General features: G+C 74.0%; 9 protein-coding genes. 3 read left to right on the top strand and 6 right to left on the bottom strand.

Annotated features, from left to right (window positions below):
• The first annotated feature begins 47 nt into the window (after window positions 1-47).
• Both ACFYY1_RS19130 and ACFYY1_RS19125 read left to right on the top strand, forming a co-directional pair.
• Entirely contained in the window at window positions 48-1175 is a 1128-nt protein-coding gene (locus tag ACFYY1_RS19130; protein ID WP_388586702.1) for a uroporphyrinogen-III synthase, read from the top strand.
• On the top strand, window positions 1172-1924 hold the full coding sequence (locus tag ACFYY1_RS19125; protein ID WP_388586699.1) for a sirohydrochlorin chelatase: 753 nt from the start codon (window positions 1172-1174) through the stop codon (window positions 1922-1924). Before ACFYY1_RS19130 ends, ACFYY1_RS19125 begins: the two co-directional genes overlap by 4 nt.
• Here ACFYY1_RS19125 and ACFYY1_RS19120 read toward each other — a convergent pair.
• The 3 genes from ACFYY1_RS19120 to ACFYY1_RS19110 form a co-directional block, all read right to left on the bottom strand.
• Window positions 1908-2528 carry an L-threonylcarbamoyladenylate synthase gene (locus ACFYY1_RS19120; RefSeq protein ID WP_388586696.1) on the bottom strand — a complete coding sequence of 207 codons (621 nt, stop codon included), beginning with the start codon at window positions 2526-2528 and terminating at the stop codon, window positions 1908-1910. The genes ACFYY1_RS19125 and ACFYY1_RS19120 overlap by 17 nt on opposite strands.
• Before the next feature lie 113 nt (window positions 2529-2641).
• Window positions 2642-4603, bottom strand: a complete 1962-nt coding sequence (locus ACFYY1_RS19115) for a DUF4157 domain-containing protein (protein ID WP_388586693.1) — start codon at window positions 4601-4603, stop codon at window positions 2642-2644.
• Window positions 4604-4780: 177 nt separating this feature from the next.
• Window positions 4781-5422 (bottom strand): DUF1345 domain-containing protein, encoded by a 642-nt coding sequence (locus ACFYY1_RS19110; RefSeq protein WP_388586690.1) that lies wholly within the window; start codon window positions 5420-5422, stop codon window positions 4781-4783.
• Window positions 5423-5620: 198 nt separating this feature from the next.
• Between ACFYY1_RS19110 and ACFYY1_RS19105 the strand changes: the two genes are divergently transcribed.
• On the top strand, window positions 5621-7936 hold the full coding sequence (locus tag ACFYY1_RS19105) for an FdhF/YdeP family oxidoreductase (RefSeq protein ID WP_388586687.1): 2316 nt from the start codon (window positions 5621-5623) through the stop codon (window positions 7934-7936).
• 27 nt (window positions 7937-7963) lie between these two features.
• On the opposite strand, the gene ACFYY1_RS19100 is transcribed toward ACFYY1_RS19105, so the two are convergent.
• The 3 genes from ACFYY1_RS19100 to ACFYY1_RS19090 all read right to left on the bottom strand — a co-directional run bounded on the left by ACFYY1_RS19100 (window position 7964) and on the right by ACFYY1_RS19090 (window position 21188).
• Window positions 7964-9700, bottom strand: a complete 1737-nt coding sequence (locus ACFYY1_RS19100) for an FUSC family protein (protein WP_388586684.1) — start codon at window positions 9698-9700, stop codon at window positions 7964-7966.
• Window positions 9701-9816: 116 nt separating this feature from the next.
• Window positions 9817-11217 (bottom strand): MDR family MFS transporter, encoded by a 1401-nt coding sequence (locus ACFYY1_RS19095; RefSeq protein WP_388586681.1) that lies wholly within the window; start codon window positions 11215-11217, stop codon window positions 9817-9819.
• Entirely contained in the window at window positions 11214-21188 is a 9975-nt protein-coding gene (locus tag ACFYY1_RS19090) for an amino acid adenylation domain-containing protein (protein ID WP_388586678.1), read from the bottom strand. The genes ACFYY1_RS19095 and ACFYY1_RS19090 overlap by 4 nt, the downstream gene beginning before the upstream one ends.
• Window position 21189: the final 1 nt, after the last annotated feature.

Below are 21189 nucleotides of genomic sequence, written 5' to 3'. Positions count from 1 at the left end.
ACGGGGGTGACACGTGACCGAAACAGCGCCGCCGGAACCTTCAGGACATGAACAGCACCCAGCCCGCGGGCCCGCTCGTCGGCTTCACCATCGGGGTCACCGCCGCACGCCGGCGCGAGGAACTCGTCGCGCTGCTGCGCCGGCGCGGGGCCACGGTGGTCGAGGCGCCCGCGCTGCGGATCCTCCCGCTGGAGGACGACGCGGCGCTGCGCCGGGCCACCGCGCGCTGTCTGACCGGGCCGCTCGACTATGTGGTGGCGACCACCGGGGTCGGCTGGCGCGGCTGGCTGAGCGCGGCCGACGGCTGGGGGTACGGCGCGCGGCTGGCCGAGGTGTGCCGGGACGCCGTGGTGCTCACGCGCGGCCCGAAGGCGACCGGTGCGGTGCGTGCCGGGGGCCTGAGCGAGACCTACTCCCCCGTGACCGAGACCACCGACGCGCTGCTGACCTGGCTGCTGGCGCGCGAGCTGCCGGGCAGACGGATCGCCGTGCAGGAGCACGGAGTGCCGCTGGACGCCTTCTCCGCCGCGCTGCGTGAGCGGGGCGCCGAGGTGATCCCGATCCCGGTCTATCGCTGGGGCCCGCCGCCCGATCCGTCGCCGCTGCGCCGACTGGTCGAGCAGACGGTCCGTCGTGAACTGCACGCGCTCACCTTCACCAGCGCGCCCGCGATCGACGCCTTCCTCGCCGCCGCGGCCGGACTCGGGCTCGGCGACGAGGTGTTGACCGCGCTGCGGGAGGATGTGCTGCCGGTCTGCGTGGGGCCGGTCTGCGGCCGCCGGCTGGAGGAGGCCGAAGTCGCCGTGCTCCACCCCGAGAGGGGGCGGCTCGGCGCCATGGTGCGGACCGTCGAGGCCGCACTGCCGGCGCACGCCAGGCGTGAAGTACGCGCCGGTTCCAGCACCTTGGTGCTCCAGGGAAACGCCGTACTGATCGACGGCGGCCCGCCGGTGCGGCTTCCGCCGCTGCTCGCGGCCGTGCTGCGGGCGCTGGCCGAGCAGCCGGGGCGGGTGCTCAGCCGGGCCGAGCTGCTGCGCCGCGTCTGGGTCACCGGCCAGGCCGACGAGCACGCGGTGGAGGCGGCGGTCGCCCGGCTGCGCGGGGCGCTGGACGGGCACGCCCGGCTGGTGCGTACGGTCCCCAAGCGGGGCTACAGCCTGGCGGCGGCGACATGAGGGACGAGACGGCGCCGGCGCTGCTGGCCGTGGCGCACGGCACCCGGGACCGGGCGGGCATCGCCGCCTACCGGGCCTTGCTCGACCTGGTACGTGCCCGGCGGCCCGGTCTGACGGCCGAGCTGTCCTTCCTGGACCTCGCGCCGCCGACACCGGCCCAGGTGCTCGCCGCCCGTCGCGGTCCGGTGGTGCTGGTGCCGCTGCTGCTGAACACCGGCCACCACGTGACGGTGGACCTGCCCGCCGTCCGGGCCGCCGCGCCCCACCCGGGCATCCGGCAGGCGGCACCGCTCGGCCCGGACCCGTTGCTGGCCGCCGCCCTGGCCGACCGGCTCGCGGAGGCGGGCCGGAGCGCGGGCGGCCACGGATTGTCCGGGCCCGACGCCGTCGTACTGGCGGCCGCCGGGTCCACCGACCCGGCGGCCCGTGCGGACACCGAGGTGATGGCCGGTCTGCTCCGGGAGCGGCTCGGGCGCCCGGTGCTCGCCGCCTACCTCTGCGCGAACGCGCCGTCGCCGGCCGAGGCGGTGCGGGCCCTGCGGGCCGCGGGTCATCGCCGGGTGGCGGTGGCCCGCCATCTGATGGCTCCGGGCCATTTCGCCCGCCGCGCGCAGGAAGCCGGCGGCTGCCTCGTATCGGCCCCGCTGGGCGCGCACCCCGAGGTGGCGCGCCTGGTGCTGAAGCGCTTCGACGAGGCGTCCGGGGAGACGGCGCGGCATCCGGCCGGGGCGGCTATTCGAACCGTGTGACGTCTCCGGCGCCCCGGCGGACGATCTCGGGTTCGCCGCCGGAGAAGTCGATGACGGTGGTCGGCTCGGTGCCGCAGTCGCCCGAGTCGACGACGGCGTCCACCACATGATCGAGGCGTTCCTTGATCTCCCAGCCCTGTGTCATCGGCTCGTCCTCGTCGGGCAGGAGCAGGGTGCTGGACAGGAGCGGCTCCCCGAGTTCGGCGAGCAGCGCCTGGGTGACCACATGGTCGGGGATCCGTACGCCGACCGTCTTCTTCTTCGGGTGCAGCAGCTGGCGCGGCACCTCTCTGGTCGCGGGAAGGATGAAGGTGTAACTGCCGGGTGTCGCGGCCTTGATCGCACGGAACACGTCGTTGTCGACCTGCACGAACTGCCCCAGCTGGGCGAAGTTCTGGCAGACGAGCGTGAAGTGGTGGCGGTCGTCGAGGTTCCGGATCGAGCGGATCCTGCTGATCCCGTCACGGCTGCCCAGCTGGCATCCCAGTGCGTAGCAGGAGTCCGTCGGATACGCGACGAGGGCGCCGGACCGGATGCTGTCGGCAACGCTGCTGATGGTGCGCCGCTGAGGATTCTCGGGGTGCACGTCGAAGTACTTCGCCATTCGCGGAGTCTAAGCGCTGTCCGGTATCCGCCCCCTCGCTTCAAGGCGGACGCCGCCGTATCGGGTGAGTGGCGGGCGGCTCCGCGAGGCGCCCGGGCGCCGGCTCGATTCGGTCATTGCTCGGTCAGCGACCGCCAGGCCCGGGTCATGGCATGGAGCAGTGCGATCCTGCTTCGGACCGCCATGTCCACCACCTCGGCGTCGAGGCCCTTCAGTTGCGCGTCATCCTTGATCTTCTTCTTGAGTCCTGCGGCGTACCTGGTGTCGTCGGCGGCCAGGTCCATGTCCGCCAGCTTCCCGAGCACACCCACGTCGGTCACCTTCGTGTAGACGAGGTCGGCCAGGGCCAGCTTCTGCCGGGGGTCCAGTCCGTACGCCGCGGCGACGCGGTCCTGCCACTCCTGCTGCCTGGCGTGGCTCTGGGTGAGATCGAAGAGCTTGTCGAGGGTGGCTCCGGTGACGGCCGCACCGCGCTCGTGTCCGCCGACCTTCTTGCCGATCCGGCCCATGTCGGTGGTGATCGCGTACCGGGAGTCGAAGCCCTGCGTCGCGCCCGTGCGCCGGGAACGCAGCGACTCCACCAGTTGCTCGCCCTCCTCCTTGCCGGTTCCGAAGGAGATGCCGTCCTCCAGCTGGTACATGTCCCATTCCGTCTTCACCTTCACGAAGGTGTTCGGCTCGGGGTAGTAGACGGCACTCGGGTTCAACGCGGCCATGGCGTCCCGCACGGCCTGGTCCACCTGGCCGGCGTGCCAGATCAGGATGCCGTCGGCGGTGGCCCTGGTGCTCGCGGGAGCCGTGTAGCCGCCGCTGAAGAGGTCCGTCTCCCCCGTGCCGAGGGCGGTGTCGGCCGCGGAGAAGAGCGGCCCCGCCGCCGTGGCGAACGACTGGGTGTCGGAGTCGCCGATGTGCAGGTAGACGTGTTCCCTGCCCCGTTCCTTCAGCTTCTCCACCAGTTCGGCCACCTTGGGGTCGCGCTGGATCCGGTCCCTTATCTCGCCGTACGGAATGGTGTCCTGGCCGATGTCCGTGGCGGAGGTGACGCGGTGGTCGGACCAGGTGAAGCCGATGATCTCGACCCGGAACCGGTCGGCGTCCCAACGGCTCGTGAAATTGCTGATCTTGTTCCTCAGCAGCTTCTCCGGGTCGGTCCCCGGGGCGCGCCAGCAGTTCACCCCGATCACCAGGGCGAATCTGTCCACGAGCGAGACGCCCTCGTCGAATCCCGTGGTGTACATGTCGGCGATCGCGAAGAGGTCCAGGTCCTCCCTGAGCAGGGCGGGGACGAGCGCCACCGTCCCGACACCGCCCTCCTTCACCTGGCCCTCCCCGAACGCCCCAGCGCTCGCTGCCACGTCGAGGCCGGTGAGCGTCGCCCTCCGCTGTACGGCCGCGGGCCCCGCCGTGGTCGCGGACCGGGGAGCCGAACGCCCTGCCGCCCGCTGGACCGCTGCCCCGGCAGTGGTACGGAGTCCCATGGCGTGCGTGGCACTCGCCTCGGCCTCGCGCTCGAAGCGGTCGGACGGGTCGCTGACCTTGAGGCCGTCCCCCCGGTCGGTGCCCGCGACGGCGCCCCGGCGTTGCTGGATGACGTGGGTGAGTTCGTGGGCGAGGGTATGGGGGTCGCCGCCGCCGGTGCCGAACACGATGTGGTTGCCGCTGGTGTACGCGTGCGCGCCGACCTCGGCGGCGGAGGCCCTCGCCGCGGCGTCGGTGTGGATGCGGACGTCGGAGAAGTCCGCGCCGAGGCGGGCCTCCATGTCGGTGCGGGTCTCCTCGTCCAGCGCCCGGCCCGGAGTACGCAGCACGTCGTGGACGGTGGACCGCTGCACCGCCGGGTACGGGGGTGGCTCCTGGGCCCAGGGGTGGCCGGCCGCACGGAGCATCTGGACGACCACGGCATTGCCCGGTCCGGCCTGAAGCGCCGCCAGTGCGGTGGGCGGATCCTCGGTCCGGGTGCCCGGTGCGGGGCGGACCGTGGTGGTGACGGGCGGACCGGCCGACTTCTCCGGCCGCCGAGGGGTGTTGTGGCGGTGCGCGTGTGTCATGCCGCTGCTTTCCCTGTCGCTGTCCATGGCCGCCTTCTGATCCTTGCCGAGCATAGGTGCCGGTCCGTCGTCATGGCGACGCGTTCGTGAACGGCCGGATCGTCATCATTCCGTCGGGCGTGAACGGCTCCGACAGCGAACACGAGGCCCGCATGCCGTCCTTCGCCCGCGCGCAGCCGTGAGGAGCGGACCGGACCGGCCGGATCAGCCGGTGACGATTCCGGCGACGAGGTTGATGGTGGTGGCCAGGATGCTCGCGCCGAACACGTAGGACAGCAGGCAGTGCCGCAGGACGACCGCGCGGATGGCGGAGCTGGAGACTCCGGTGTCGGAGACCTGGTAGGTCATCCCGAGGTTGTAGCTGAAGTAGAGGAAGTCGACGTACTTCGGCGGGTCCTGCGTGTTGAAATCGATCCCGCCCTCGGACGGCACGTAGTAGAGGTGTGCGTAACGGGTGGCGTACATCAGGTGGAGCGACGCCCAGGCCATGAACACACCGCAGAGCGCCGTCGCGGCCGCCGCATGACTCAGGTCCGTATGGCCGACCAGGAGCAGCACCACGATGCCGACCAGTCCGCACAGGGAGGCGGCGACGACGGCCAGCTCCTCCAGGACGGGCCGGAACTCCTCGCGCCGGACGTTGCGGTGGGTGGTGGCCGCGTCCATGGGCCACAGCACCATCCACCCCGTCACCACGAAGAGCGTCTCCGCCACGGCGATTCCGGTCAGGACGCCCAGCGGCCCGTTGGCCGGCACGGCGGTGACCACGCCGACCGCCGCGCCGGTGATCACCGCGGCGACGAGGCGTGGCACCGCGGAGAGCGTCGGCCACTGCTTCCTGGACATCAGGGGTGACCACCTCGATGGCTCGGCGGATCACCGTGCCCGGCCGGGACGAGTACGTCCACGCTATCGGCGCCCGCGCCGGGGTGCAGCCCGGCGCGGGCGCCGATAGCCTGCCCGAAAGGATCGGTTCCGTCCGGAATCGCACTCCTTCTCGGGATCGCCCCCCACCTCGCCCGAACGGCGGAAGGGTTGAAGACCTTGAGCACCGACCACGACGAGCAGCAGCCACTGGAACCCGCGGTCGGTCCCGCCCCCGAGGCCGATCCGGAGTTCCGCCCCTACCACCACCCCGCGGCGGGCTGGGGCGCGGCGAAGAGCGTGACCGGTTTCCTGGTGCGCGAGGGTGCTCTCGTCGACGGTCCGCGGGCCATCATGCGGATGAACCACGAGAACACCGGGTTCGACTGTCCGGGATGCGCGTGGCCGGACGACACCAAGGGCCTGCATCTGGACATCTGCGAGAACGGAATCAAGCACGTCACCTGGGAGATGACCCGCAAGCGGGTCGGGCGCGAGTTCTTCGCGGCCCATTCGGTGACCGAGCTGTCCGGGTGGAGCGACTACGACCTGGAGAACCAGGGCCGGCTGACCGAACCGATGGTGTACGACCCCGAGTCGGACCACTACGTCCCGATCAGCTGGAAGGACGCCTTCGAGCTGGTCGGCAGCACACTGCGCGGGCTCGACGACCCGAATCAGGCGTCGTTCTACACCTCCGGCCGGCTCGGCAACGAGGCCACCTTCCTCTACCAGCTGATGGCCCGTGAGCTGGGCACGAACAACCTGCCGGACTGCTCCAACATGTGCCACGAGGCCAGTGGCCGCGCCCTTCAGGCGTCCCTGGGCACCGGCAAGGGCACCGTCGACCTCAAGGACTGGGAGTCCGCCGACGCGCTGTTCATCCTGGGGGTCAACGCCGCTTCCAACGCGCCCCGGATGCTCACCTCCCTCGCCGAGGCACACCGCCGCGGCGCACAGATCGTGCACATCAACCCGCTCGTCGAGGCGGCGGCCACCCGCACCATCGTCCCCCACGACTTCACGGACATGGCCCTGTTCAGGACGACCCGGACCAGCACCCTCAATCTGCAACCGCGCATCGGTGGCGACATGGCGCTGCTGCGCGGCATGGCCAAGTGGGTGCTGGAGCAGTCCGAATCCGATCCCAGGGCACTGGACCGGGAGTTCATCGACCGGCACACCTCGGGCTTCGAGGAGTACCGGGCGCTGTGCGAGGCCACGTCGTGGGAGGAGATCGAGACCCAGTCCGGGCTGAGCCGCGCCGACATCCTCAAGGCGGCACGGGTGTACGGCGAGGCCGACCGCTCCATCGTCAGCTGGTGCCTGGGGCTCACCCAGCACGAACACGGTGTCGACACCGTCCGGGAGATCGTCAACCTGCTCCTGCTCCGCGGCAACCTGGGGCGGGAGGGCGCGGGCCCCTCCCCCGTACGCGGGCACAGCAACGTACAGGGCAACCGCACCTGCGGCATCGACCACCGGCCCGGCGACGCGTTCCTGGACCGCCTCGCCGAGGTGTGCGGGATCGAGCCGCCCCGTGAGCACGGCCTGGACACCGTGAACACGATCAAGGCGATGCGGCGCGGCGACGTGAAGGTGTTCGTCGGCATGGGCGGCAACTTCGCCCTCGCGGCGCCCGACACCCCGGCCACGTACGCGGCGCTGCGCACCTGCGAACTCACCGTCCAGGTGAGCACCAAGCTCAACCGCAGCCATCTCGTCCACGGTCGCCGGGCCCTGATCCTGCCGTGCCTCGGCCGTACCGAGAAGGACCATCAGCGCAAGGGCGTCCAGAGCACGTCCGTCGAGGACTCGATGAGCATGGTCCACCTGTCCATCGGCATGAAGCGCCCCGCCTCCCCGCACCTGCTGTCCGAGCCGGCCATCGTCGCCGGCATGGCGCAGGCCGCGCTGCCCGACAGCGACACGCCCTGGCACTGGTACGTCGAGGACTACGACCGGATCCGCGACACCATGGCCCGGGCCCTCGACGGCTTCGAGGACTTCAACCGCCGGGTACGCCTGCCGCTCGGCTTCCGGATCAAGCAGCCCGCCCGTGAACTGGTCTTCCTGACCCCGTCCGGACGCGCCGAGTTCTCCACCGCCGCCCTGCCCGACGTCGTTCCCGCCCCCGGCACGCTGGCCCTGGGCACCATGCGCTCCCACGACCAGTGGAACACCACCATCTACTCCGACAACGACCGCTACCGCGGCATCAAGAACCTGCGCACGCTCGTCTTCATGAACCGGGCCGACATGCGTGAACGCGGCATCGCCGACCTCGGCCCCGTCGACATCACGAGCACCGCCAGGGATGGCAGCCGGCGGTCCCTCAAGGGCTACCTCGCCATCCCCTACGACATCCCCCGGGGCTGCGCGGCCGGCTACATGCCGGAGATGAACGTGCTGTGCGCGCTCGGCGACTACAGCACCCAGAGCGACCAGCCGATCATGAAGCACGTCAATGTCACCATCGGCCCCGCGGCCGGCTGAGCCGTCCGTGCACGGGGTCGCCGCGCGTCACCGCCACCGGACGAACCGTTCCAGGAGCAGGTAGGCCCGCTGTTCCGTGGCGGCGAGTTCGGCGGGGTCGATCTCGGCGGGCCAGAGCTCGCCCGCCGCCGCGTCGTCGGCCTCGCGCAGCTCCACCACCGCTGCCGCCAGGTAGGTCTGGACGACCGGGAACGACGCCTCCAGGCGGTTGTCCAGGAAGTGCTCCGCGTGTTCGGACGCCTGCGTGCACGCGGCCAGCGCGCGTTCCGCCCGGAGCGCGGCGTGGTCATGGACCACCAGCAGCGCACAGCCGAGCGCGACGACGATGCCGAGGACGCTGCCCAGGGCCCGGTCCAGGACGAGGGCCCCGGTGGGTGAGGGCGCGGCCAGGTCGGCCATCAGGAGCGCCAACGGGGTGAGGAAGACGACGCCGAGGCCGTAGTTGCGGGCCACGACGTACTCCAGCAGGAACTCCAGCAGCACGATCACGAGGACGAGCACCAGGGGATCGGGGTGCACGGCGAGCACGCCGAGCGCGAGCAGCAGCCCGGCGACCGTGCCCAGGGTGCGCTGCACCGCCCGCCGGGCCGCCGTCCGGACGTTGACCGAGTGCAGTACCGCGGCGGCCGAGATCGCCGCCCAGTAGCCGTGGCCGAGGCCCAGCAGGAGGGCCGTCCATCCCGCCAGGCCGGTGCCGAGGGCCATCCGCAGGGCGGGCACGAGCAGGACCGGCCCGTGGCCGTGGCGGCCGTGGTGCCGTCCCGTCACCAGTTCCGCGGCGCGCAGCTCGGCGGCGCGCCCGTCGGCGGGACCGGCCGGGGCGGGCCCGGGACCGGCCTCGGGGGCCGGGCCGGCCCGGTCGGTCGCGGGTGGGAGCGACAGCTCGGGCAGCAGTCGCGGTTCCCGGCGGCGACGGCTCACCAGCAGCCGGACCTGGCGGCGCAGGTGCCGCTCCAGACCGGCGGGTGCGCCGGGCGTCCGGCGGGCGGAACCGATGAGCAGCGACCAGGAGAAGTCGGTGAGGCGCAGGCAGGTGCCGCCCCGGGGGCCCCGCGCGGCGGCCGTCGGGGGCAGGACGCCGAGGGTCCGGTACGCCTGGAGCACGGCGGCGGTCGCCCGGTGCCTGCCGGGACCCCCGCCGCGCCCCGCGTCGGCCGCCCCGCCCAGCTCGGCGAGCTCGCGGAGTGCCGCGGCGACGGCGAGCCGCTGCGGACGGTCCGGGTGCACGAACCAGCCCGCCACGGCCAGCACCCAGGCGACGGCCGCACCCGACGCGGCCAGCGCGGTCTGCGGGAGTACGTCGGCGGGGGCCGGGGAGCCATTGGCCGCCACGGCGAAGGAGAAGAGCAGCAGCACGGCGCCCAGCCCGCTCAGACCTGCCGCGTCGCAGGCGAGCTTCGCGGCTCCGGCCACCACGGCCATGGCCGCGACCACCACCGCGGCGCCCGCTCCCCCGTCCCGCGGGTGGGCCCAGGTGGCGAGCGCCGAACCGCAGCCCACACAGGCGGTCATGGCCACCGCGACCAGTGCGAGGGTGCGGGCCCGACGCCCGTAGGGCAGGTTGCGGCCGAACGTGGTGGTGAAGGAGCCCAGCATGGCGTACACGGCCTGGTCGGCCCGCCCTGCGAGGGCCATCGGCAGCGCCGGCAGCGCCATGGCCAGCGCGGCACGCAGGGCGAAGGAGAAGGCGCCGTCCACCCTGTGCAGGGCGAGTGCGCCGCGTGGGGAGAGCGCACGCCCCAGATGGTCTGCCGAACGCCGCATTCCGCTCCCGGTGACCACGGGGAGCGGAATGCGCAAACGGGGCATATCTGGTGTATATCACCCGCTCTTGCGCCGGGGCACCTGCTCCCGTGCCCGGCCGTGCGATGGCTCGCGGCTCATGGCCTCCTGGCCTCGGTCCGGGGCAGCCGCGTCGCCCCTACGGCGGCGAACAGGCAGAAGCCGAGCACCCACCAGAACGTGTCGCCGAACGCGGCGGAGATGTCCGGGCCGCGGGCGGACAGCCGGTTCTGCAGGACCACCGCGAGGGCGGCGGTGCCGACCGAGCCGCCCACGGTGTTGAGCAGGTTGAGCGCCCCGGAGGCACGCGGGAGCTGCTCGGGCGCGATGCGGCTGTAGACGATGTTCATCACGGGCGCGCCGACCATGGCCATCCCGAAGCCGCGTACCACCAGCGCAGCGGCGATCACGGCGTCCGGGACCCCGTGGCCGAGCCGGGTGAACGGCACCGTGCCCGCGAGGATCAGCACGATGCCGGTGACGACCAGGGTCCTCGGCGCGACCCTGCGGATGGTCCGGTTGACCAGCACCGACCCGGCCGCCGCGCCCAGCCCCTGGGGGGCGAGCAGCAGCCCCGCCTGCCATGCCGTCATTCCGCGGCCGGCCTGGAAGTACAGCGGCAGCAGGAACATCGTGCCGAAGACCGACGCGCCCAGTACGAGCAGGGCCACGGCGGCGGCGCCGAAGGGCGGCCGGGCGAACAGCCGGGGATCGATCAGCGGTGTGCGGCGGGTCCGCAGCCCGTGCACGGTGAAGCCGGCCAGCAGCGCCAGCCCCGCGGACACTCCGGCCACCGCCGGGAGGGTCCGGTCGTGGGCGACCTCGGTCAGCCCGTACACCAGCACGGCCAGGCCGGGTGAGAGCAGCAGGGCGCCGCGCAGGTCGAACGCCGTCCGCCGCGTCGAGGGCGGTACGGCGGGCACGTGACGGCGGGCGAGCAGCACCGCGGCCACCCCGATCGGCAGGTTGACCAGGAACAGCCACGGCCATGGCGCCACCGCGAGGATCGAGCCACCCACGAGCGGGCCGAACACCGGTGACAGCAGCGGGACGACCGCGACGACACTGATCACCCGCCCGGTGCGGGCGGGGCCCGCGACGCGGGCCAGCAGCGCCTGCCCGGTCGCCGGAAGCAGCCCGCCGCCGAGGCCCTGGACCACCCGGAACACGACCAGGCTGGTCACCGACCAGGCCGCCGCGCACAGCACCGATCCGAGCAGGAACACCCCCACGGCGGCGAGCCAGGTCCGCCGGCCGCCGAACCGGTCGGCCAGCCAGCCGGACGCGGGCACGGCGGCGACGACGGCCAGCAGGTAGGCGGTGCTGACCCACTGGATCCCGGCGACGGAGGCGTCGAACTCCTCGGTCAGGCTGTCGATGCCGACGCTGACGATCGTGGCGTCCAGCGTCGCCATGAAGGTGCCGAGCACCAGGATGAACGCGGTCCGCAGCAGCTGTCCGTCCACCCGCTCGTCCGGCGGCGCGGCTTTCGCGGTCACCGGCCCTCCAGGAGATCGCGCACGTCGTTGTCGAGGTGCTTGTCCAGGGAGCGGAGCAGGCCGAGGAGCTCCTCGGCGAGCCCGTCGACGGACACGCCGGCCCGGTGGGCGAGCACACCGGTCCAGCCGTCCCCGTCCGGCATGACGGTCAGCGTCACGGGGTGGTGGGTGGCCTCGCGGAAGCGGGTGGCGAGGACCGTGAGTCCCGGGGCGGGTGCGCGGAGGCGGTCCGGGTCGACCGGGTAGTTCTCGAACACCACCAGGCTGTCGAACAGCCTGCGCCGCCCGGTCAGCCGTTCCAGGTCGGACAGGGCCACGTGGTGGTGCTCGACCAGCGACCGCTGCCGGGACTGGAGGCCGGCGAGCGTCTCGGCGAGCGTGCCGCCGAGACGTGCCCGTACCGGCACGGTGTTGGCCAGCAGCCCGATGATCTCCTCCACGCCCGCCAGCTCCGGGGGACGGCAGGAGACCATGGTGCCGAAGCAGACGTCCGCCCGGCCGGAGCGCCGGGCGAGCAGCACCGCCCACGCGCCCTGCACCAGTGTGTTGCGGGTCAGACCGCGCCGGGCCGCGAGGCCGGTCAGCTCGGCGACCAGCGCCGCGTCGAACTCGATGACCTCGGGTTCCTGCCAGGCCGGACCGGGTTCGCCGGTGCCCAGGTGGTCGCCCTCGGGCAGCCCGTCCAGCTCGGCCGCCCAGGCACCGAGGCCCGGTTCGTGGTCCGCGCACCAGTCCAGGTAGTCGGCGAACGGCACGGGGGCGGGCAGGTCGGGGGCCTCGCCGCAGACCCTCGCCGTGTAGAGCGCGAACAGCTCGGTGAGGATGCGCGGGGCCGACCAGCCGTCGGAGAGCACATGATGGCTGGTCAGGACCAGGTCGGCGCGCTGGGGGCCGCTCCGGATCACGGTCAGGCGCAGCAGCGGGCCCCGGGCCAGGTCGAACGGCTCGGCCAGATCCGCCGCCAGCACCTCCTCGGCCTCCCCGTCGACCACCCGGAAGTCCGGCCGGGGCGCGGCGGGGATCACCGCCAGGTCGGCGGGGAACACGGCGCCCAGGTTCGGGTGACGGACCAGCAGGTCGGCGCCCGCGGCGCGCAGGGCGTCGGTGTCGAGCGGCCCGGCGAGGGTGAACGCCGACTGCACGGTGTACGGGTCGGGGCGCTCGGTGCGCGAGTGCCGCAGCATCACCTCCTGCAAGGGGGTGAGCGGTTGTACGTCGGCGACCGGGCGGTCGCGGTCGAGCGCCCCGGCCTCCGGTGCGGCGGCGACCCGCAGGAGCGCGGTCCGCAGCTTCTCGGCCAGGTCCTCGACCTCGGCGGCGGTGAACAGCTCGGACGGGTGGGTGATCCGGACCCCGAGCAGGCCGTCGCGTACCAGGGCGTTGACCATCAGGGCGTACGGCAAGGGCATCGCGTCCCGGCCGCCCGAGCCGAGCGGGTCGGCGTCCGGGGGCGCCTGCCACGGCGTCTCCCGGTCGGGGGCGCCGGGGTACCGGCCGAGGTAGTTCCAGGCGATCTCCGGTGCCACCGGGTCCAGCAGGCCCGCCGTGGTGAGGATGCCGTGGCCGAGGCCGTCGCCCTGTGCGCGCAGCCGCTCCGCGACCGCCCGCACGTCGTCGTCCGCGTCGAGCCGTACGGGGTGCACGGCGGTGAACCAGCCGACGGTCTGGGACACGTCGACGTGGCGCGGGCGGCCGTGGCTCTCCAGCGCGACCAGCACCTCGGGGGTCCCGCGCCAGTCCCGTACCGCCCGGGCGAGTGCCGTCAGCAGCACGGCGTCCGGTGTGGTGCGGCAGGCGGCCGGCAGGGTCGTGATCAGTGCGCGGGTCGAATCGGCGTCGAGCCGGATCTCGTGGTGCGCCGCGGTGGCCGCGGTGTCCCGCGCGGGGTCGAGCGGGCGGGTGGTGAGTGCCGGGGTGGCGTTCATCCGCCGCCAGTGCGGCAGTTCGGCCCGGCGGTCGGCGTCGCGCAGCGACCGCGCCCAGCCGAGGAAGGACTGCCCGTGCCGGGCCGGCGAGCCGCCCGCGTACACGTGCTCCAGGTCGTCCAGCAGGACGCGCCAGGACACCGAGTCGACGATCAGGTGGTGCGCGATCAGGGCGAGCCGGCCCGGCCGGCCCGGTCCGGCGTCCACCCACACCGCGCGCAGCAGCGGACCGGTGCGCGGGTCCATCGCGTCCCGGGCTGCGGCGATCGCGGCGTCCACCGGGGCCCGCAGATCGTGCGAGGCCCGTACGCAGGTCAGTACCTCGGCGCCGGTCACCGCACCGGCCGGCGGGATGCGCAGGGCGTCGCCGGCCAGGTGGGCCCGGAGCACGTCGTGCCGGGCCAGGAGCGTGTCGAGCACCGCCCGCCAGCTCGTGGCGTCGCCACCGGGCGGGACGCAGATCTCCACCCACTGGCAGAAGCCGTCCGCGGCGGCCCCCGCCCGGCGCAGCAGGTCCCGCATGACGGGGGTCAGCGGCGCGTCCCCGGTCGCGGGTGCGTCACCGGCGTCGAGTGCGCGGGCCCGCGCCGCGATCCCGGCGACCGTCGCGCCCTCGAACACGTCCCGCGCGCTCAGGCCGAGTCCCCGGCGCCGGGCCCGCGACACCACTTGCAGCGAGACGATGCTGTCCCCGCCGATGGCGAAGAAGTCGTCGTCGGGGCCGATCCCATCGGTGCCCAGGACGTCCCGGAACACGTCGAGCAGCAACGCCTCGGCCTCGGTGGCGGGTTCGCGCCGGGCCGTGACCGCGGTCTCGGGAGCCGGCAGCGCGGCGGCGTCGAGCTTGCCGCCGGGGGTCAGCGGCAGCCGGTCGATCGGCACGAGCGCCGTCGGCACCATGTGGTCGGGCAGTTCCCCGGCCAGGTACTCGCGCAGCCGCGCGGTGTCCGGTTCGGCGCCGTCGGCCGGGATGACGTAGCCGACGAGCCTGCCCTCCCGCATGATCACGGCGCAGGCGCGTACGTCGGGGTGGCCGGTCAGTGTGGACTCGATCTCGCCCAGCTCGACCCGGAAGCCGCGGACCTTGACCTGGTGGTCGGCCCGGCCGAGGAACACCAGCTGTCCGTCCGGGCGCCACCGCACCAGGTCGCCCGTGCGGTACATCCGCTCGCCCGGCGGGCCGAACGGGTCGGCCACGAACGCGGCGGCGGTCAGGCCGGGGCGGCCGAGGTAGCCGCGGGCCAGGCTCGGCCCGGCGAGGTACAGCTCACCGGTCACGCCCACGCCGGCCGGCTGGAGCCCGCCGTCGAGGACGTAGGCGCGGACGTTGGGGTCGGGGCGGCCGATCGGCAGCGGTCCCTCGTCGTCCGGGGCGTAGTGCCATGTCGTGGAGTTGATGGTGACCTCGGTCGGCCCGTAGGCGTTGAACAGCGCCCTGCGGCCCGTGCCCCAGCGCCGCGCCAGTTCGGGGTCGAGGCGCTCGGCGCCGACGACGAAGAACACGTCGGGGTCGACGGTGCGGTCGTCGGGCATCGCGGCCAGGAACGACGGGAGCAGATTCACTCCGGTCACCCGGTGCTCGACGATGTAGTCGAGCAGTTCGTCGCCGGGGACGCGCACCTCCTCGGGCGCGATCACGGACGTACCGCCGGAGAGCAGCGGCACCATGGTCTGCCAGAACGCGACGTCGAAGCCGGTCGACGCGAAGTGCAGGTACCGGTCGTGCTCGGTGACCCCGACGACCTCCTCCTGGAGCGCGATCAGGTCGGGCACGCCCCGGTGGGTCACACCGACGCCCTTGGGCCGCCCGGTGGTGCCGGAGGTGTAGATGACGTACGCGAGGGCGTCCTCGGTGAGCCTTTCGCGTGCCTGGGCCGGGTCCGTGTCCGGTACGCCGGCGAGGGTGGCGGGGTCGTCCAGCCGCAGGACGGGGATGTCGCGGTCGACGGGCAGTTCGGCGCCGGTCGTCACGGCGGCGGCCGGGGCGATGTCGTCGAACATGTAGGCCAGCCGTTCCCGGGGGTAGCTCGCGTCCATCGGCACGTACACGGCGCCGGCCCTGGCCACACCGAACAGGGCCACGGTCATCTCGATGTCGCGTCCCGTCAGGACCGCGACCGGGTCCTGGGGCCGCACCCCGCGCGCGATCAGCGCATGGGCGAGCCGATTGGCCCGGCGGTCCAACTCCTGGTAGCTCAGGCTGCGTTCGCGGCAGACCAGGGCCTCGGCGCCGGGCCTGCGGTCCACCTGGGCGGCGAACTCGTCCAGCCAGTGGCCGCGTTGCCTGGCAGGGACGGCGGAAGTGCCGGTGCGCAGCATCCGGGCCCGCTCGTCGGGGGCGAGCGGGGACAGCCGGAGCACGGGCCGTGCCGGGTCGTCGACGATCTCCCGCAGCAGGTTGTGCAGCCAGCGGCCGTAGTCGCGCACGGTCTCCCGGGTGAAGGCGCTCGGCTGGTGTCCGAGGCCGATGGTGATCTCGTCGTCCGGGATCACGATGACGGTCAGCGCGTAGTGCGTGGCGTCGGTGATGTCCACCCCGGCCAGGTCGAGCCCGGGGGCGAGCGGAGTGCGCTTCCGGCTGGAGAGCGGGAAGTTCTCCATGACCAGCATCGTGTCGAAGAGTTCGCCGAGGCCGGCCGCCCGCTGGATCGCGGGCAGCCCCACGTGGTGGTGCTCGGCCAGTACGACGCTCTCGGCGTGCACCCGTGCCATGAGGTCCAGCACGGTCTCGTCCTGGGTGTGCCGCACGCGCACCGGGATCGTGGTGCCGAGCTGTCCGATCATCGACTCCACGCCATCGACCTCGGCGGGCCGCCCGGACACCGGGCAGCCGAACACGACGTCGCGGCGGCCGGTGAGCCTGCCGAGCAGCAGGCCCCAGGCCGTCTGGAGCACCGTCGTCAGGGTGACGCCCCGCTCACGGGCGAACGCGCGCAGCCGGTCGCTGAACCCGCGCCCCAGCCGGACGGTCTCGCGGCCGGGCCGCTCGACGGCGGTGCCGGTGCTCGCGGGTGCCAGCCGGGTCGATTCGTCGACGCCCGCCAGCGCGTTCCGCCAGGCGGTGAGCGATGCCTCCCGGTCCCGGCCCGCCAGCCAGCGGAAGTACTCCGACAGCGGCGGGGCGGCGGGGGCGGCGGGGCCGCCGCCCAGCTCGGCGTAGACGGCGAGCAGGGTGCGGCCGACCAGCGGCATGGACCAGCCGTCGAGCAGGGCGTGGTGGTTGGTGATCACGAGCTTGTGCTCGGCGGGCCCGACCCGGGACAGCAAGAAGCGGATCAGCGGCGGCCGGGCCGGGTCGAACGGGCGCTCCAGGTCGGCGCGGGCCGCTTCGGGGAACCGGTCGTCCTCCCGCCAGTCCAGGGCGACTTCGGCGGGAATCACCTGCACCACCAGGTCCCCGGCCGTGGCCAGGTGGGCCCGCAGGGCGGGGTGGCGGCGCAGCAGTTCGTGCGCGGCCCCGGCCATCCGGTCCGGGTCCAGCTCGCCGAGCAGCGTGGTCACGGCCTGGACGACGTAGACGTCGGCGGCGTGGTCGTCGCGGACCAGGGTGTGGAAGGACAGTCCGACCTGGAGGGGTGTGGCGGGCAGTACGTCGGCGATGCGGCCGGTGCGTTCGAGGGCGTCGATGGCTGCCTGGTCGAGGCCGGCCAGCGGGATGTCCGACGGGGTGAGCCCGCCCCCGGTGTGCAGCGCGTGCGCGGCCAGCGCGTCCAGCGCCGCCGCCCAGGCCTGCTGAAGGGCCGACACGGCTTCGGTGCCGAGCACCCCGGTCGCGGCGACCCACTCGACGGCGAGCCGTGGCGCGCCCTCCTCGTGGACGAAGCAGTTGAGCGCCAGCACCTGTTCCAGGGCCTTGGCGCCGGGCTCGATCACCCGGAAGGCGTCCTGTTCCGGCAGGCGCCAGCCGGTCTCCGGGAGCGGGGCGAACCGGCCCAGGTAGTTGAGCAGCACGTCCGGTGGCGGGGTGGCCGCGAGTTCGCGGGCGGCCTCCGGGTCGAGGTGGCGCAGGACTCCGTAGCCGACCCCGCCGTCGGGGACGGCGCGCCGTGCTTCCTTGGCGGCCCGCAGCGTCCGCCCCACGTCGTCGGAGGCGGGGACGCGCACCGGGTACTCGCTGGTGAACCAGCCGACGGTACGGGCCAGGTCGAGGTGTTCGCGGCCGTGGCTCTCCATCGACACGGTCACCGCGTTCTCTCGCAGGCCCCAGCCCCGCAGGGCGAGTACGAGCGCGGCGAGCAGCACCTCGTCGACACCGGCGCGATACGCCGCGGGCAGGGTGGTCAGCAGCGCCTCGGTGGCCTCGGCCGAGGCCACGGTGACCGAGCGGTGGGCGGTCGACACCTTGTCGCGCGCCGGGTCCAGCGGCCGGGCGCCCAGCCGGGACGCGGCGCCGAGCGCGGTCCGCCAGTGGTCGAGTTCGCCGCGCCGCGCACCGGATTCCCCCTGACGGGCGAGGAGTCGGGCGTGGAACCGCCAGGACGCCCCGACGGGGTCGAGCGTGCCGCCGGTGCAGGCCGTGTGCAGGTCGGGCAGCAGGATGCGCCAGGACACGCCGTCCATGGCGAGGTGGTGCACGACGACGACCAGCCGGTCCGGGGTGCCGTCGCCGGTGCGCAGCAGGGCCGCGCGCAGCAGGTCGCCGGAGCGCGGGTCGAGTTCGCCCGCGAGCCGCCCGGCCAGGGCGGTCACGTCCTCGCCGTGCACCTCGTCGACGACGGCCCGCACCAGGCCGCGGGGCAGTACGTCCAGGCCGTCGCCGGCCCGCAGCCGCAGCGCGTCGTGGTGGTCGAGCACCGTCTGCACGCCCGTGACCAGGTCGTGGTGGTCGAGTCCGTCTACCTGCAGGGCGGTCCACTGCGCGTATCCGGCGACGGCGTCCACGTCGGGGTGCGGGTCGAGCAGGCCGCGCGCGATCGGCGGGGCGGGCACGGGCCCGGTCGGGTCGTCCGCCGGCTCGGGGGTCCGCGACAGCGGTTCGGCCGAGGCCGCCAGGGCGGCGAAGCTGCGGCGTGCCAGCAGGTCCCGGGGCCGCAGTCCGAGGCCCGCCGCCCGCAGTCTGCTGCTGGCGGTGATCGCGGTGATGCTGTCGCCGCCCAGCGCGTAGAAGTCGTCGTCCACGCCGACCCGTTCGACGCCGAGCGCCTCGGCGAGGACCGCGCAGAGCAGCCGCTCCCGCTCGGTGCCCGGCTCCCGGCCGCCGCTGTGCAGGGCGGGCGCGGGCAGGGCTTCGCGGTCGAGCTTGCCGTTGGGCGTGACCGGCAGCCGGTCCAGTACCACCACCGCCGCGGGCACCAGGTGTTCGGGCAGCCGCTCGGCCAGGTGGGCACGTGCCGCGTCCCCGGTGACCGAGGCGGACACGACGTAGCCGACCAGCCGCGACGACCGCACCGCGGCGGCCGCCGCGGTCACCCCGGGCACCGCGGCGAGCGCCGCCTCGACCTCGCCGGTCTCCACCCGGTGGCCGCGGATCTTGACCTGCCCGTCGCCCCGGCCCAGGTACTCCAGGCCCCGGCCGGGCGCCCAGCGGGCCAGGTCGCCGGTGCGGTACATCCGCTGCCCCGGCACGCCGAAGGGGTCGGCGACGAAGCGTTCGGCGCTCGCCCCGGGGCGGCCGAGGTAGCCGCGGGCCAGGTGCGGCCCGGCCAGGTACAGTTCGCCCGCCGTGCCGTGCGGCACCGGTTGCAGCGCGCTGTCCAGGAGGTAGGTGCGGGTGCCCGCGAGCGGGTGGCCGACGGCCGGCTCGTCGCCCTCGATCCGTGCGGTGGTGCTGTCCACGGTCGCCTCGGTCGGCCCGTAGATGTTGCGTGCGGTGATCCCCGATCCGGCGATCCGCCGCCACAGTGCGGGCGGGGTGGCTTCTCCGCCGAGGACCAGGAGCGTGGGCCGCAGGTCCAGCAGGCCGCCGTCGACCAGTGGCGCGGCCATGGACGGTGTGGTGTCCACGATGTCGATGCCGTCGCGGGCGTACGCGGCGAGCAGGGCGTCGGCGTCGCGGGAGGTGTCGGCGTCGTAGACGTGCAGTTCGTGCCCGCACAGCAGCCACACCAGGTGGTCGAAGGCGGAGTCGAAGGCGAACGAGTAGGTGTGCGCGGCGCGCAGCCGCCTGCCCGCGGCCCGTTCGGCCTCGGCGACGACGGTCGAGCGCTGGTGGTGCAGCAGCGCGGCCAGGCCGCCGGCGCGGCCGAGTACGCCCTTGGGGCGTCCGGTGGACCCGGAGGTGTGGATGACGTAGGCGAGGTGCTCGGAGTGCCGGGGCGCGGCCAGTTCACCGGTGGTCAGGGGCGCGCCGGACAGCCCGGCGGCCTCGGCGAGCAGGGTGTGCCACGGCAGTCCGTCGACCGCGCCGGCGGTCAGTACCAGCGCGGGGCGGGTGTCGTCGATCAGCTCGCGCAGCCGCTCGGGCGGGTACGCGGTGTCCAGGGGCTGGAACGCGGCGCCCGCGTCCAGCACGGCCAGCAGGGCGGTCACCGAGTCGGCCGAGCGGGGCAGGGCGAGGGCCACGATGTCGTCGGCCCCGATCCCGCGCGCCCGCAGGGCGCGGGCCAACCGGTGCACCCGGTCCGCCAGTCCGGCCGCGGACAGCCGGTCGTCCCCGCAGACCAGGGCGGTGTGCCCGGGGTGGGCGGCGGCCATCGCGTCGAAGGCGTCCGGCACGTCCACCGGTGTGCCGGGCAGCGCGGGCGGGCACCAGTCGGCGAGCAGCCGGTCCACGTCGTCGGTCAGGGCGATCCGCCCGACGGGCAGGCCGTCGGCGAGCCCGGACAGCAGCGCCCGCAGCCCGGCGAGCAGGCCGTCGACGGCGGCCTGGTCCTTGGAGCGGGCGTCGACCTCGAAGCCGAGCAGCAGCCCGCCGTCACGGGTCGGCAGGACGCTGAGGCCCATGTCCTCGGGCGGGCCGCCCGCGACGTTGCGCATCACACCGGCGGCCCCGGCGAAGTCGAGTGCCAGGTCGAACGCCTTGAGGTTGATCCCGCGCCCGTGCAGCAGCGCGCCCGCGCCGGGCGCCGCGAGGTCCCGGGGCAGGTCCTCGCCCCGGTAGCGCTGGTGGTCGCGCATCTCGCGCAGGGCGGTGGCGACCCGCCGGCTCAGCTCCACGAGGTCGTCCCCGGCGCGCACGGTCACCCGCAGCGGCAGCACGTTGACGGCCATCGCGGGGGTGCGCAGTTCGGCCGAGCCGGCCCGGCACATCAGGGGCAGTGCGAACACCACGTCGGTGCGGCCCAGCATGCGGTGCAGGAAGGCGGCGTAGCCGGCGATCAGCGCCTCGCCCCAGGTGACGCCGGCCCGGTCGGCGAAGGCGCGCAGCCGGGCCGTCTCGTCGGGGCGGACGACGGCGCGGGCGGTCAGGGTGCGGCCGGGCCGACCGCCGGCGGCGAAGCCACCGGGCTCGTCGAGGTCGGGCAGCGGGGTGAACCGCTCGACCCAGTACGCGCGGTCCTCGGCGCTTCGGTCGCTGTCCCGGTAGGCCCGGTCGGCGGCGACGAGGTCGGCGAACCGGCCGAACGTCGACCGGGGCACATCGGTTCCGCGCACCAGGGCGGTGTAGCGGGCGGCGGTGCGGCGGGCGAGCAGGGAGGCGGTGTAGCCGTCGAAGACCAGGTGGTGGCCTAGCTGGGTGTACCAGACCTCGTGGTCCGACAGCTTGATGACGGTACGTGAGCAGAGCGCCCGGTCGACCATGCCCCGGCAGGCTTCGGCGGCCCGCCCCCGCTCGTCCTCGACGAGCGCTTGAGCGGCGGCCGCGGGGTCGGCGGCACCGCTGACGTCGATCACCTCGGGCAGCGCGACCGGTTCCCCGCTCACCGCCTGGCGCGGCCCGTCCGGGGTGTCGTACACCCGCAGTCGCAGGGTCTCGGCCTCTTCGGTGGTCGCCCGGACCGCTTCCGCGAGCGCGTCCACGTCGACCGGTTCGTCGCCGGATATCTCCACCACGTCGCCGACCAGGTAGTACGGCGAGTCGGGTTCGAGGCGCTGCGCGTGCCAGATGCCCCTCTGGGCGCCGGTCAGGGCGAGCAGGCCGTCCGAGGAGGCGCTTGCGGTGCTCAAC

Source organism: Streptomyces sp. NPDC001890, from assembly GCF_042891445.1.
Classification (GTDB): domain Bacteria; phylum Actinomycetota; class Actinomycetes; order Streptomycetales; family Streptomycetaceae; genus Streptomyces.
The sequence above is the reverse complement of the archived record's forward strand: the minus strand, read 5'-3'. Positions and strand labels throughout refer to the sequence as shown.

Excerpts from the sequence above, each read along its gene's own strand:
- ACFYY1_RS19130 (WP_388586702.1), top strand. The coding sequence starts at position 48 with ATGAACAGCACCCAGCCCGCGGGCCCGCTCGTCGGCTTCACCATCGGG.
- ACFYY1_RS19125 (WP_388586699.1), top strand. The coding sequence starts at position 1,172 with ATGAGGGACGAGACGGCGCCGGCGCTGCTGGCCGTGGCGCACGGCACC.
- ACFYY1_RS19120 (WP_388586696.1), bottom strand. The coding sequence starts at position 2,528 with ATGGCGAAGTACTTCGACGTGCACCCCGAGAATCCTCAGCGGCGCACC.
- ACFYY1_RS19115 (WP_388586693.1), bottom strand. The coding sequence starts at position 4,603 with ATGGACAGCGACAGGGAAAGCAGCGGCATGACACACGCGCACCGCCAC.
- ACFYY1_RS19110 (WP_388586690.1), bottom strand. The coding sequence starts at position 5,422 with ATGTCCAGGAAGCAGTGGCCGACGCTCTCCGCGGTGCCACGCCTCGTC.
- ACFYY1_RS19100 (WP_388586684.1), bottom strand. The coding sequence starts at position 9,700 with ATGCGGCGTTCGGCAGACCATCTGGGGCGTGCGCTCTCCCCACGCGGC.